Below are 14,386 nucleotides of genomic sequence, written 5' to 3' on the forward strand. Positions count from 1 at the left end.
CGTACGAAAATTCTTGGCTGCGCTCTGGTGATCCAGAGACGGAGAGAGCCGCGGACTATTGCGCCGCGTGCAGCATGTGACCGTGACGGTCCTGATAGAGATAGTCCCGCGTCGTCGGCACCGCGTATTGCTTGTGCGCCAGCTGGAGGTGGAACACACCCTGCCGCGTCTCCTCGAAGGTGGCCTCGCAGGCCACGAGGTAAAAGCGCCACATGCGCACGAAGCGCTCGTCATACATCTCGCGCACCTTCGGCAGCGCCGCCTCGAAGCGCTGGCGCCAGTGGTTCAGCGTCGGGCCGTAATGGCCGCGCAGGATCTCCACATCGGTACACCAGAGCCCCGAGCGCTCCACCGCCGCCGAGACCTCGGAGAGGTTGGGAATATAGCCGCCGGGAAAGATGTACTTGTCGATCCAGCTCGACGTGGCGCCGGGCGGCGAGACATGGCCGATGGTGTGGATCAGCGAGATCCCGTCATCCTCCAGCAGATCGTTCACCTTGGAGAAATATTCGCGCAGATGCGGATAGCCCACATGCTCCAGCATGCCGACGCTGACGATCCGGTCGAAGCGTTCGCCGATCTTGCGGTAATCGAGCAGCCGGAACTCGACCCGGTCGGCCAGCCCCGCCGCCTCGGCACGTTTTTGCGCGGTGGCCAGCTGGTTTTCCGACAGCGTCACCCCGGTGACCCGCGCGCCGAAGTCGCGCGCCAGCGTCAGCGCCATCCCGCCCCAGCCGCAGCCGATATCCAGCACCCTCATGCCGCGCTCGATATGCAGCTTGCGGGCGATATGCGCCTTCTTGGCGCGCTGCGCGTCCTCCAGGCTCATCTTCGGATCGGCGAAATAGGCGCAGGAATACTGCATGTCCGCATCGAGGAAGAGCCGGTAGAGATCGTCCGAGATATCGTAATGGTGCTGCACGTTGCGCGCCGAGCGCAGCGGGTTGTTGCGCTGCGCCACCCCGCGCAGCCAGCCGCGCAGCGCATGCGCGATATTGAACCAGGCCGGCATTCGCCCCTGCGCCTGGTTGCGCACCAGCAGCGCCACGAAATCGTAGAGCTCCTGCGGCGGCACTTCGATCCGCCCGTCCATATAGCCTTCGCCCAGCGCCAGCACCGGGCGCAGGGCCAGTTCCCTGATTATGCCATCATCCTTCAGCGTCACATTGGCTTGCGGCCCGTCTCCGGGGCCGTAGCTGCGATGCGACCCGTCCGGCCAGGTGACCCCCAGCCGTCCCGTCACGATCAGACGCCGAAGCATTTGGTCCATCACGGCGTTCCACATCGTCACCCCCGTGACCTGTTTTGCCAAATCGACTCAAAACGCTTGGAATCGTAAAAACGTTAACGAAGATTAACTCAGACCGGAATTCTGGACAAATCAAGGGCCCTTCCCTTGACTTCCTCGCCGGTCCCTTGTGTATCGGCGCCTAGTTTTTCCGCACAGATCGGGATCTGAGATCATGCACGCCTACCGCTCGCACACCTGCGCCGCGCTTACCAAAGAGAATGTCGGCGAGACCGTCCGCCTCTCGGGCTGGGTGCATCGCATCCGGGATCACGGCGGCATCCTCTTCATCGACCTGCGCGACCATTACGGCCTGACCCAGGTGCTCTGCGATCCGGATTCGCCGGTCTTCGCCGAGGTCGAGAAGGTGCGCAGCGAATGGTGCATCCGCATCGACGGCGTGGTGAAGGCCCGCGACGAGAGCCTGGTGAACCCCAAGCTGCCCACCGGCGAGATCGAGGTCTTCGTGCGCGATCTCGAAGTGCTGGGCGCCGCGAAGGAACTGCCGCTGATGGTCTTCGGCGAGCAGGAATACCCCGAGGAAACCCGCCTGCGCTATCGCTATCTCGACCTGCGCCGCGAAGAGATGCAGCGCTCGATGACCCTGCGCTCCGACGTGGTGGCCTCCATGCGCCGCCGCATGTGGGACAAGGGGTTCCGCGAATATCAGACGCCGATCATCACCGCGTCGAGCCCCGAGGGCGCGCGCGACTTCCTGGTGCCCTCGCGCCTACACCCGGGTAAGTTCTATGCGCTGCCGCAGGCGCCGCAGCTCTTCAAGCAGCTGATCATGGTGTCGGGCTTCGACAAGTATTTCCAGATCGCGCCCTGTTTCCGCGACGAGGATCCCCGCGCCGACCGCTCGCCCACCGATTTCTACCAGCTCGACATGGAGATGAGCTTTGTCTCCCAGCAGGACGTGTTCGACACGATCTCGCCGGTAATCGCGGGCATCTTCGAGGAGTTCGGCGAGGGCGCGAAAGTCGACGATCCGGCGAGCTGGCCGCAGATCCCCTATGCCGAGGCGGCGCTGAAATACGGTACCGACAAGCCCGACCTGCGCAACCCGATCGAGATGCAGGACGTGTCCGAGCATTTCCGCGGCTCCGGCTTTGCGATCTTCGCCAAGCTGCTGGAGCAGGAGGGCACCGAGATCCGCGCCATTCCGGCGCCGAGCGGCGGCTCGCGCAAGTTCTGCGACCGGATGAACGCCTTTGCCCAGAAAGAGGGGCTGCCCGGCATGGGCTATATCTTCTGGCGCGATCAGGGCGAGGGCATCGAGGCCGCCGGCCCGCTGGCCAAGAATATCGGCCCCGAGCGTACCGAGGCGATCCGCCAGCAGCTTGGGCTCGGCGTCGGCGATGCGGCCTTCTTCCTCGGCGGCAAGCCCGCGGGCTTCCAGCGCGTGGCCGGCAGGGCGCGCGACGTGATCGGCGAAGAGCTGGGGCTCACCGACACCAACCGTTTCGCCTTTGCCTGGATCGTGGATTTCCCGATCTACGAGAAGGACGAGGAGACCGGCGCGGTCGATTTCGAGCACAACCCGTTCTCGATGCCGCAGGGCGGCATGGCGGCGCTGGAAGGCAACCCGCTAAAGGTGCTGGGCTATCAGTACGATCTGGCCTGCAACGGCTACGAGCTGGTCTCGGGCGCGATCCGGAACCACAAGCCGGAGATCATGCTCAAGGCGTTCGAGCTGGCGGGCTATGGCGAGGACGAGGTGAAGAAGCGCTTTGCCGGGCTCTACACCGCGTTCCAGTACGGCGCCCCGCCGCACGGTGGCTGCGCTGCCGGGATCGACCGGATCGTGATGCTGCTGGCCGGCACCTCGAACATCCGCGAGGTCATCATGTTCCCGATGAACCAGCGCGCCGAGGATCTGATGATGCAGGCGCCCTCCGAGCCGAGCTCGGATCAGCTCATGGAACTGTCACTGCGGGTGATCCCGCAGGAATGACGAAAAGGCGCCTTCGGGCGCCTTTTTTGTTGTCGATGGGGCGGGGTCGCCGGGGTCAGGCGTGGCGCCTATACCCCGTCCCGCGACCCGTGGTGCCGGGAGTGCGTCTCAACCTATGAGACAGCGCCGGTGGGAACCGCAGAGGCCCCGGATCAGGTCCGGGGCGGGTTTCTCTTGTGGCTCACGCCCCGGACCTGATCCGGGGCCTCACCCTGTCGAGCCGTCGCAAGCTGTCGGGATCAACCGTAGGGTGGGCAATCTGCCCACCGCACCCCCTCACCCCTCCGACGCGAGATCGTTGAGGATCGGACAATCCGGCCGGTTGTCGCCATGACAGGCCTCCACCAGCCGCGCCAGCGTGTCCTGCATCTGGCGAAGCTGGGCGATCTTCTCCTCGATCCGGTGCAGATGCTCGCTCGCCAGCGCCTTCACATCGGCGCTCTCGCGGGCCTCGTCCTCGTAGAGCCCCAGCAGCGTGCGGCAATCCTCGATGGTGAAGCCGAGCGCCCGGGCGCGGGCGAGAAAGGCCAGCTTGTGCAGATCCTGTTCGCTGAAGGCGCGGTAGCCATTGGCGCTGCGATGCGGCCTCACGAGGCCGATATCCTCGTAATAGCGGATCGTCTTGGCCGGCAGCCCGGCGCGTTCGGAGACCTGTCCGATATTCATTCCGCAGGCTCCATTTCCAGTCGCGGCGCCGGCTGCGCACCGCGCCCGCCACCCATGACCGGCGACAGCCGCCGCAGCCGCAGCGCGTTCGACAGCACAAAGACCGACGACAGCGCCATGGCCCCCGCCGCCAGCATCGGCGACAGCAGCACGCCGAAGGCCGGGTAGAGCGCCCCGGCGGCCACCGGGATCAGCGCGACGTTGTAGCCAAAGGCCCAGAACAGGTTCTGCCGGATATTGCGCAGCACCGCGCGGCTCACATGGAAGGCCTCGACCACACCGGACAGCTCGCCCGAGACCAGCACCACATCGGCGCTTTCGATGGCGACATCGGTGCCGGTGCCGATGGCGATGCCGACCTCGGCCTCGGCCAGCGCCGGCGCGTCGTTGATGCCGTCTCCGACAAAGCCCACCGCGCCGAAGCGCGCGCGCAGCGCCTTCACCGCCGCCAGCTTGCCCTCGGGCAGCACTTCGGCCTCCACATGGTCGATGCCGAGCTCGCCCGCGATGGCCTGCGCGGTGGCGCGCGTGTCGCCGGTGATCATCGCCACCTTGATGCCCTGCGCATGCAGCGCCTCTACGGCGGCGCGGGCGCCGGGCTTCACCCGGTCGGCCACGGCAAACACCCCGGCGATCCCGCCATCCACCGCCACCAGAACCGGCGTCTGCCCGGCCTGCGCAATCTCGTCATGCGCACCGGCCAGCGCGCCCAGGGCGATGCCCTCGCGGTCCATCAGCCGTTTCGCCCCGACCAGCAGCGCGCGGCCCTCGACCGTGGCGCGCAGCCCGTGCCCGGCGATGGCCTCGCTCGCCTCGGGCTGGCTCAGCGCGCCGCCCGAGGCCTGTTCCAGCGCCCGCGCAATCGGGTGCTCCGAGCCCTGCTCGGCGCTCGCCGCCAGCCGCAGCAGTTCGTCCGCGTCCCAGCCCGGGGCGGCGTCAGAGCGCAGCAGCGCCGGTTTGCCCTCGGTCAGCGTGCCGGTCTTGTCGAAGGCCACCACCTTGCAGGAGTCCAGCGTCTGCAACGCGTCGCCCTTGCGGAACAGTACCCCGAGCTCGGCGGCGCGGCCCGTGCCCACCATGATCGAGGTCGGCGTGGCCAGCCCCATGGCGCAGGGGCAGGCGATGATCAGCACCGAGACCCCGGCCACCAGCGCCAGCGTCAGCGCGGGTGAGGGGCCGAAGATCATCCAGATCACAAAGGTCAGCGCCGCCGCCGCCATGACGGCGGGCACGAACCAGACCACCACCTTGTCGGCCAGCGCCTGGATCGGCAGCTTGGCGCCCTGCGCGTCCTCGACCATCGAGATGATCCGCGCCAGCATCGTGTCGGCACCCACGGCGGTGGCGCGGAAGCTCAGCGCCCCCTGCCCGTTCACCGTGCCGCCCACAACCGTGTCGCCAGGGCCCTTGCCCACCGGCACCGGTTCGCCGGTGATCATGCTCTCGTCGATATAGCTGGTGCCGGTCAGCAGCTCGCCATCGACCGCGATCCGCTCGCCCGGGCGCACATGCACCACATCGCCCAGCGCCACCTCGTCGATGGCGATCTCGGAGATCTGGCCTTCGCGCTCGACCCGCGCGGTGGCCGGGCGCAGCCCCACCAGCCGCTTGATCGCAGCCCCGGTGCGGCCCTTGGCCCGCGCCTCCAGAAAGCGGCCCAGCAGGATCAGGGTGACGATCACGCCGGCGGCCTCGAAATAGACCGCGCGGGTGCCCTCGGGCAGCAGCCCGGGCAGGAACAGCGCCACGGTGGAATAGGTCCAGGCCGCGAGTGTGCCCAGCGCCACCAGCGAGTTCATATCCGGCGCGCCCTTGAAGAGCAGCGGCAGCCCGACCTGATAAAAGCGCCGCCCCGGCCAGACCAGCACGGCGGTGATCAGCACGAATTGCAGCAGCCACGACGCCTGCTGTCCGATGCTGTTCATGATCACCTCGTGAAAGCCGGGAATGAAATGCCCGCCCATCTCGATCACGAAGACCGGCAGGGTCAGCACCGCCGCCACGATCAGATCGCGCGTCAGCGCCCGGTGTTCCGCCGCCTTATGCGCCTCGCGCTCGGCGCTGTCGTCGCCGGCAAGATGCGCCTTGTAGCCCGCATCGCTCGCCGCGCGCGCCAGCGTAGCCCCGTCGACGCTGCCCGCGAGGATCCGCACCTCGGCGGTTTCGCTCGCGAGGTTCACATTGGCCGAGAGCACCCCCGGCACCGCGTTCAGCGCCTTTTCGACGCGATTCACGCAGGAGGCGCAGCTCATGCCCTCGATCGCCAGCTTCACCTGGGCCTCGCGCGCCGGGTAGCCGGCGCTTTTCAGCGCGTCGCGCAGCGCGGCAAGCCCCGCCGTGCCCTCGACCTTCGCCATCTTGCTGGCGAGGTTCACGCTCGCCTCGTCGACCCCCGGCACCGCGTCCAGCGCCTTCTGCGCACGGCCGGCACAGCCGCCGCAATTCAGCTTGGTCACCTCGAAACGTATGCTCTGGCCAGCCATGACCCGACTCCCGAAATCTGTCTATGGCCGGGACATACTCCTTCCAGTCACTGGAAGGTCAAGGGGCAGCGCAGCCGCTCCCGGCATTCCTCGCACAGAAGCGGCAGGCCCATGCGCTCGCCCGCCGCCACCAGCGGCAGGATCGCCTGCGGCGTGACCAGCATCGTCGCCTCGGCCAGCGCCAGATCGCGGTCCTGCTCCGATGCGAGCAGCACGAACCGGGCCAGACTGCGCTCGTCGTCGCTGACGCCCTGCGCATCGGCGGGCAGGATCAGCGGCGCGTGCCAGCCGTGGCGGTGCAGCAGCGCCATGAGCTGCTCGAACCCGCCGACACAGTAACGCGCCCGCGCCGTGCCAAGCACATCCGCCAGCGCGGCCTCGAGCCGCGCGGGATCGTGGCGCTGCCGCAGCATCTGCACCACACGCCATTCCGGCGCCCGCATCGCGGGGCCGAGGGGTTCGAACCATTCGTGACGCATGTGTCTCCTCCAGCCAGACAACGCCCAGACGCCGGGCTCACCCGCGACGGGCTGGCTGGACAGGAAAAACCTGACTTATTTTGTCGGATAAATCAAGCGGTGCTGCCGATGCCGGCTTCGGCTGCAATCTGGGCGCGGGATTTCCGGGCGCGTTCGGTGGCGGATTTCAGCTGACCGCAGGCCGCCATGATATCCTCGCCGCGCGGCGTGCGGATCGGCGAGGCATAGCCCGCCTTGTGCACGATATCGGCGAATCGCTCGATCCGCTCCCAGTCCGAGCGCTGATAGGGCGCGCCGGGCCATTCGTTGAAGGGGATGAGGTTGATCTTGGCCGGAATACCCTTGATCAGATTGATCAGCCGGCGCGCATCGGCATCGCTGTCGTTCACATCCTTGAGCATCACGTATTCAAAGGTGATGCGCTCGGAATTCGACAGGCGCGGATATTCGCGCAGCGCGTTCAGCAGCTCTTCGATGTTCCAGCGCTTGTTGATCGGCACCAGCTTGTTGCGGGTCTCGTCGGTGGTGGCGTGAAAGCTCACCGCCATCAGACAGCCGATCTCCTCGGCGCAGCGGGCGATCTCCGGCACGACACCGGAGGTCGAGAGCGTGATGCGGCGGCGCGAGAGCGCGATGCCCTCGCCATCCATGGCGATCTTCATCGCGTCGCGCACATTGTCGAAATTATAAAGCGGCTCGCCCATGCCCATCAGCACGATGTTTGACAGCAGCCGCGGCCCGTTCTCTCCGGTACCGGTGCCCGGCGCGGGCCATTCGTCCAGATCGTCGCGCGCCAGCATGATCTGGCCGACGATCTCTCCGGCTGTCAGGTTGCGCACCAGCTTCTGCGTGCCGGTGTGGCAGAAGGAACATGTCAGCGTGCAGCCCACCTGCGACGAGATGCACAGCGTACCCCGGTCGGTTTCGGGGATATAGACGACCTCCACCTCATGGCCGCCGGCAATGCGCACGAGATATTTCCGCGTGCCATCCGCCGAGACCTGTTTCGAGACGATCTCGGGCAGCGCGATCTCGAAATTGGCATCCAGCTTGGCACGGTAGTCTTTCGCCAGATTGGTCATCTGGGCGAAATCGCGCACGCCCCAGTGATAGAGCCATTGCCAGATCTGATTGACCCGCATCTTCGCCTGCTTCTCGGACGTGCCGATCTCGATCAGCGCCGCGCGCAGCCCGTCTCGGGTGAGCCCTATGAGGTTCACCTTGCCGCCCTCCGGCTGCTTGCGGGGAATCGTCACCACGTCCTGCGTGATCGGCGCATCTGCGGCCATCTCGGTCGTCCTTTGGCTGAGGAAGCCTGCTCCATACAGGATTCGTGCTGAAAAACAAAGGGGCGGTCGGGGGCGGTTTCAAGCCCCCCCCAACACACAGCGCTCGCCCGTCCTCGCGCAGATTTTGCGTATTTGGAAAGAGAAGAAACACAAGGCACGCGCCTGCCACCTTCTTCTCTTTGACAAATACGCCTGCTGAAACCATCCGGCCCGCGCCCCGCCCAAGACAACGCGCGACCCCGTAGGGTGGGCAATCTTGCCCACCGCACGCCCTAGAACCGCTCCAGCAACCGCTCCAGATACTCAAGCTCCGCCTCGGGGCGCTCGCCCTCACCGCTGCGGCGGCGGATCTCGTCGAGCAGCTCGCGGGCACGGCGATAGACATCCTCGTCCTGCACCATGTTCTCATCGGTGCCGATCTGACCGTTCGCGCCGGCATTGCGCCCCAGCGGATCGCGCTGCTGGCCCGGATTGCCGCCCTGCGCCTGGCCCTGCTGACCCTGATTCTGCTGTTGCTGCTGCGCCATCGCCTCGCCGAGATTGCGCATGCCCTCGCGCAGCGCCTCCATCGCCTGACTCTGCTGATCGATGGCCCCGGCGAGGTCGTCGCCGCGCAGCGCTTCCTCGGCGCCGTCCATCGCCTCTTCGGCACGGCGCAGCGCATCGCGCGCCGCCTCGCCCGGCTCGGTTCCGGCGCCGGGCAGGTTCTGACGCTGGCGGTTCAGCTCGCCCCGCAACGACTGCTGGCGGTCGGCAAGGCTGTCTTCCAGAGACTGCTGGCCACCCTGCCCCTGCTGACCTTGCTCGGTGCCCTGACCCTGGCCCTGTTGCTGGCCCTGACCGTCGCGCCCCTGCTCGCCATCGCGGCCCTGACCCTGACCGGACTGGCCTTGCTGCTGCCCCTGTTGACCTTGCTGGCCCTGCGGCCCCTGCTGGCCCGGGTTGAACTGCTCCTGAAGATCCCGGAACGCCTCGTCCGACAGGCCCTGCTGTTCGCGCAGCGTCTCGCCCAGCCCCTCCATCGCCTGCTCGCCGGGCGACTGGCCCTGCTGACCCTGGGTGACCTGCATGTTCTCCATCATCTGCTGAAGCTGCTCCAGCGCCTCCTGCGCCTCGGCCATGCGGCCCTGCTCCATCAGCTCCTGAATGCGGTCCATCATGCGCTGGAGATCGTTCTGGCTCATCTCCATCATGTCCTGAGACTGCGCCATCTCGGGATTCTGCTCGCCCTGCTGCTGGGCCTGCCGCGACAGCTGCCGCAGGTAGTCGTCGGTGGCCTCGCGCAGCTCCTGCATCAGCTCGGCAATCTCCTGATCCGAGGCGCCGTTCTTCATCGCCTCGGTCAGCCGCTCCTGCGCGCGCTGCAACCGCTCCAGCGCCGAGGCCAGATCGCCCTCTTCGAGAATCAGCGCCAGATCCCACATGGCGCGGGCGAGCTCCTCCTGCGCCGCATCGTCCATCGCCGGGCCCGCCGCCTCCAGACGGCGCAGGATGGTGCGCAGCCGCAGATAGGGCACCGCCGAACGGAACACGTCGTCGGGCTCGTGGCTGATCGCGCGCAGGATCCGCGCGATCTCGGGCACGTTCTCGCGCGTCCAGAGCAGCGCCCGGCGCTGCTCGATGACCGCCGCCGCCATCGGATCGAAGAAGCGCCGCCCCGGCAGGGTGATCACCTCCATATCCGACACGCCGCGCTGCCCGGCCTCGTCCTCGACGCTGAGCTCCAGCCGCACCGGCAGGTTGGCCCAGGGATGTTCCGAGAAATTCTCCACCAGCGTCTCGGTAAAGTCGGCCCGGTCGCCGGCGATGGGCATGGGCAGCGGCACCTCGATGGCCTCGCGCGGCTCGGGCTCGGTCGCCAGCAGATAGCGCCGGTCGGCCTCCTCCAGCGCCAGGGTGATCCGGGCACGGCCCGCGACCACACCGTAATCGTCCGACGCCGCAAAGGGGATCTGCGCGTCGCCCTCGTAACTCGATTCGATCTCGCCCTCGCGCACCACCGTCGGCGCGGTATCGGCCTTCATGCTGATCTCCCAGGCGCGCCCGCCCGGCCCGTCGATGGCCAGCCGCCCGGAACGCACCACGGCGAAATCCTGCGCCGTCTCCTGCTGCGCCTCGGGCACCGGCGCGCGATCCGAGACATCTTCGTCAACGCTCAGCGAGCCGACCTCGCCATACATGCGCAGGGTGATCTGCGCGCCCTCGGGCACGTCGATGCCGGGCGCGGTGATGTCGTTGAGATAGACCGAGGGCAGACGGGTATAGCCGGGCGGCTCCATCCAGCCCTCCCAGGCAGGACCAGAGACCAGATCCACCCCGCTCGGCCCCATCGCCGTCACCGAGGACACCCGCAGGAAAGACCCAAAGACCAGCGCCGCCACAAACGCCAGCAGCGCCACATAGCGCAGTGCGAACGGATCGGCCCTGGCCACACGCAGATCCGGCTCCACCGGCTTTGCCTCGGCCAGCCGCGCCCGCATGCGTGCCTGATGCGCCTGCCAGACCGCCTGCGAGCCGATATCCGCCGCACCGATGGCCTGATCGTCCAGCGCCGCCTGAATCGGATTGCCCCGCATCGTCGCGTCGAGCCGCGCCAGCGCCTCCTCCCGCGTCGGGAATCGCAGCATCCGCACCCCGCGCCACAGCGCCCAGAGCAGTGCGGCGGCAAAGCCCGCGCCCGCGACCCAGACCCATTCCACGGCGACGAGATCCTGCACCCCCAGCATCAAAAGCCCCAGCGCCGCCAGCAGCAGCGACCAGAGCGGCCAGAAGGCACGGGTGATCCGCTCCGCCGACATGCCCCAGAGGGTCAGGCGCAGCGGCCATCTGATCGGTTTCAGGATATCCGGGGGCGGTGTGCCCTTCTCGGCCATGCGGGTCTCCTGCGGTCGGGGCCGCAGGAAGGATGCCCTACAGCCACTCCGGAAGGCTATCGCGGTTTATGATCTCGTCAAAGCTCGGTCTGGCGCGAATGACAGCGAATTGATCGTCTTTCACCAGAACCTCGGGGATCAGTGCCCGCGTATTGTACTCGCTCGACATCACCGCGCCATAAGCGCCAGCCGAGCGGAAGGCCACCAGATCGCCTTCGCCCACGGCGGGCATCATACGCCCCTTGGCAAAGGTGTCGCCGGTCTCGCAGACAGGGCCCACAATGTCATAAGGCGCCTGCTCCACCGCCGCCTCGGGCTCTACCACCGGCACGATATCGTGATGCGCCTCATACATGGCAGGCCGGATCAGATCGTTCATCGCGGCGTCGAGAATCAGAAAATTCCGCCCCTCGCCTTCCTTCAGATAGACCACCCGACTGACCAGAATCCCCGCATTCCCGGCGATGAGCCGCCCGGGCTCGATCTCGATCTCGCAGCCCAGATGCCCCAGCTCGCGCTCGATCAGCCGGCCATATTCCACCGGCAGCGGCGGCGCCTCGTTGCTGCGGGTATAAGGAATGCCCAGACCCCCGCCGAGATCCAGACGGCTGATCTCGTGGCCGTCGCCGCGCAGGGCCTGCGTCAGCTCGGCCACCTTGCGATAGGCCTGCGCGAAAGGCTCGAGCTCGGTGAGCTGCGAGCCGATATGCACGTCGATCCCCACCACTTTCAGCCCCGGCAAGGCCGCCGCCTCGGCATAGACTGCGCGGGCACGGGCAATCGGAATGCCGAATTTGTTCTCGCTCTTGCCGGTGGCGATCTTGGCATGGGTCTTGGCGTCGACATCGGGGTTCACCCGCACGGTGACCGGCACCTCCACCCCCATCGACGCGGCGATCTCCGAGATCGCCCGCATCTCCGGCTCGCTCTCGATATTGAACTGCCGGATGCCGCCCTCCAGCGCCGTGCGGATCTCTTCGCGGGTCTTGCCCACACCCGAGAACACGATCCGCTCGCCCGGGACACCGGCGGCCCTGGCGCGCGCATATTCCCCGCCCGAGACCACATCCATGCCGGCACCGGCCTCGGCCAGCGTCTTCAGGATCGCCTGGTTCGAGGCCGCCTTCATCGCATAGCACACAAGATGCGGCCCCCAGGCCAGCGCCTCGTCGAACAGCCGGAAATGCCGCAGCAGCGTCGCGGTGGAATAGATATAGACCGGCGTGCCCACGGCGGCGGCGATTTCCGCCACCGGCACATCCTCGGCATAGAGCTGCCCGTCACGATAGAGAAAATGATCCAAGCCCGCCTCCTGCGCTGACCGCGCCGCCATAGCGCAAGCCCATCACCCGCGCCACCCCCTGCCCTTCTTCTCTTGGACAAATACGCACCCCGCCCGCGCCACGGGCGCGGCACCAGTGAACCGCGTCACGGCAACCACAGGCTCGAGCCGCGGGCCAAAGGCCGGCGGCGAGACGACATGCGCGTGCCGCAAGGCGCGCCCCGCATCACACCGGACGCGAGCGGAACCAGAGATAAAGCGGCAGACCGCAGCTCACGCCGATGAAACAGGTGGCGGGAATCGCCCAGAGCGCCGCCCAGTTCCGCCGCACCGCCACTTCCGCGAGGATCCACAGCACCAGCACAAGCGCCGAGATGACCAGATCCCAGCTCAGCCCGCGCGTGGCCCCGTTGGCCATCCACGCCGCCACCATGCCGGACACCGACCAGCCATTGCCCGCAAGCCAGCCCAGCAGATGAAACAGCGGATGCACCGCGCCCCAGAGCGCCAGCGCCAGCCAGAGATGCCGCAGCCGCAGGCTCACCGGCTGGAAACGCCGATCGAGGCGGAGCCGGAAATGGTGATCCCCGGTTCCGGCGCGGGCTCCGGCGGCACCGGATCTCCATCTGCGCCGCACCCCGCCAGAAACGCGACCATGCTCAGGACAAGAAGCGGCCTCATGCCAGGATCTCCTTCCAGCGCACCACCTGTTCGCGCACCCGCGCGGGCGCGGTGCCGCCATAGCTCAGACGGCTCGCCACCGAGTTATGCACGCCCAGCACGTCATAGATACCCTCGGTGATGCTGCCGCTCACCGATTGCATCTCTTCCAGAGACAGATCCGGCAGGTCGCAGCTCTTTTTCTCGGCCATCGCCACCAGCGTCCCGGTGACGTGATGCGCCTCGCGGAAGGGCAGGCCCGTTTCGCGCACCAGCCAGTCGGCCAGATCCGTCGCGGTCGAGAACCCGGCGGACGCCGCCGCCTCCAGCGCCGCCACATTGGCCTGCATGTCCTTGACCATCCCCTCCATCGCCGCCAGCGCCAGCATCAGGTTGTCGGCGGCGTCAAAGACCTGCTCCTTGTCTTCCTGCATGTCCTTGGAATAGGCCAGCGGCAGCCCCTTCATCACCGTCATCAGCGCCACATTGGCGCCGAAGATCCGGCCGATCTTGGCACGGATCAGCTCGGCGGCGTCGGGGTTCTTCTTCTGCGGCATGATCGAGGAACCGGTCGAGAACCGGTCCGACAGCACGACGAAACGGAACTGCGCCGACGACCAGATCACCAGCTCCTCGGCAAAGCGCGACAGGTGCATGGCGCAGATGCTGGCGACGCTCAGGAATTCCAGCGCGAAATCGCGGTCGCTCACCGCGTCGAGCGAGTTGGCGGCGGGCCGGTCGAACCCCAGCGCCTCCGCCGTCATGTGCCGGTCGATGGCAAAGCCGGTGCCGGCCAGCGCCGCCGCGCCCAGCGGGCTTTCGTTCATCCGCGCCCGCGCATCGCGACAGCGCGACAGATCGCGGCCGAACATCTCGACATAGGCCATCATGTGATGGCCCCAGGTCACCGGCTGCGCGGTCTGCAAATGGGTAAAGCCCGGCATCACCCAATCGGCGCCGGCCTCCGCCTGATCCACAAGCGCGCGCAAAAGCGCCAGCAGACCGCCCTCCATGGCGTCGAACTGATCGCGCACCCAGAGTTTGAAATCCGTCGCCACCTGATCGTTGCGCGAGCGCGCGGTGTGAAGCCGCCCCGCCGGCTCGCCGACGATCTCCTTCAGCCGCGCCTCGACATTCATGTGAATGTCCTCCAGCGCGGTGGAAAACGCGAATGTCCCGCTGTCGATCTCTGACAGTACCGTGAGCAGGCCTTCCCGGATCACCTCGGCATCGCTATCACTGATGATGCCTGTCGCGGCCAGCATGGCGGCATGGGCCCTCGAGCCGGCGATATCCTGCGCCGCGAGTCGCTTGTCGAATCCGATCGAGGCATTGATTGCCTCCATGATCGCGTCCGGCCCTGCGGCAAAGCGGCCGCCCCACATCTGGTTCGAGGTTTTGTCCGACAT

General features: G+C 67.1%; 11 protein-coding genes. 1 reads left to right on the plus strand and 10 read right to left on the minus strand.

The features are described from left to right. Positions 1 to 55: 55 nt before the first annotated feature. Positions 56 to 1,285: an SAM-dependent methyltransferase gene (locus I6N89_RS01460; RefSeq protein ID WP_207016455.1), complete on the minus strand. Its 1,230-nt coding sequence runs from the start codon at positions 1,283 to 1,285 to the stop codon at positions 56 to 58. 178 nt (positions 1,286 to 1,463) lie between these two features. Here I6N89_RS01460 and aspS point away from each other — a divergent pair, with 178 nt between their 5' ends. Then, positions 1,464 to 3,245: an aspartate--tRNA ligase gene (gene aspS, locus I6N89_RS01465; protein ID WP_207016456.1), complete on the plus strand. Its 1,782-nt coding sequence runs from the start codon at positions 1,464 to 1,466 to the stop codon at positions 3,243 to 3,245. A gap of 276 nt (positions 3,246 to 3,521) precedes the next feature. On the opposite strand, the gene cueR is transcribed toward aspS, so the two are convergent. From cueR to argH, 9 genes are all read right to left on the minus strand, one after another. Continuing rightward, positions 3,522 to 3,911, minus strand: a complete 390-nt coding sequence (gene cueR, locus I6N89_RS01470; protein ID WP_207016457.1) for a Cu(I)-responsive transcriptional regulator — start codon at positions 3,909 to 3,911, stop codon at positions 3,522 to 3,524. After that, on the minus strand, positions 3,908 to 6,394 hold the full coding sequence (locus I6N89_RS01475) for a heavy metal translocating P-type ATPase (protein ID WP_207016458.1): 2,487 nt from the start codon (positions 6,392 to 6,394) through the stop codon (positions 3,908 to 3,910). Before I6N89_RS01475 ends, cueR begins: the two co-directional genes overlap by 4 nt. A gap of 47 nt (positions 6,395 to 6,441) precedes the next feature. Next, complete coding sequence (locus tag I6N89_RS01480; RefSeq protein WP_236016363.1) at positions 6,442 to 6,873, minus strand: hypothetical protein; 432 nt, start codon at positions 6,871 to 6,873, stop codon at positions 6,442 to 6,444. A 92-nt stretch (positions 6,874 to 6,965) separates the two neighbouring features. Beyond that, entirely contained in the window at positions 6,966 to 8,162 is a 1,197-nt protein-coding gene (gene rlmN, locus I6N89_RS01485; RefSeq protein WP_207016459.1) for a 23S rRNA (adenine(2503)-C(2))-methyltransferase RlmN, read from the minus strand. 272 nt (positions 8,163 to 8,434) lie between these two features. Further along, the gene (locus I6N89_RS01490; RefSeq protein ID WP_207016460.1) at positions 8,435 to 11,035 is read right to left on the minus strand and encodes a TIGR02302 family protein; all 2,601 of its coding nucleotides are present in this window, start codon (positions 11,033 to 11,035) and stop codon (positions 8,435 to 8,437) included. A 37-nt stretch (positions 11,036 to 11,072) separates the two neighbouring features. Then, positions 11,073 to 12,338, minus strand: a complete 1,266-nt coding sequence (lysA, locus tag I6N89_RS01495) for a diaminopimelate decarboxylase (RefSeq protein ID WP_207016461.1) — start codon at positions 12,336 to 12,338, stop codon at positions 11,073 to 11,075. A gap of 205 nt (positions 12,339 to 12,543) precedes the next feature. Then, positions 12,544 to 12,861: a DUF2834 domain-containing protein gene (locus I6N89_RS01500; RefSeq protein ID WP_207016462.1), complete on the minus strand. Its 318-nt coding sequence runs from the start codon at positions 12,859 to 12,861 to the stop codon at positions 12,544 to 12,546. Continuing rightward, a complete protein-coding gene (locus I6N89_RS01505) occupies positions 12,858 to 12,998 on the minus strand; it encodes an argininosuccinate lyase (protein ID WP_207016463.1) in 141 nt (46 codons plus the stop codon). The genes I6N89_RS01500 and I6N89_RS01505 overlap by 4 nt, the downstream gene beginning before the upstream one ends. Next, positions 12,995 to 14,386, minus strand: coding sequence for an argininosuccinate lyase (argH, locus tag I6N89_RS01510; protein WP_207016464.1), 1,392 nt, complete (start codon positions 14,384 to 14,386; stop codon positions 12,995 to 12,997). Before argH ends, I6N89_RS01505 begins: the two co-directional genes overlap by 4 nt.

This window comes from Salipiger abyssi (assembly GCF_017311415.1).
Classification (GTDB): domain Bacteria; phylum Pseudomonadota; class Alphaproteobacteria; order Rhodobacterales; family Rhodobacteraceae; genus Salipiger; species Salipiger abyssi_A.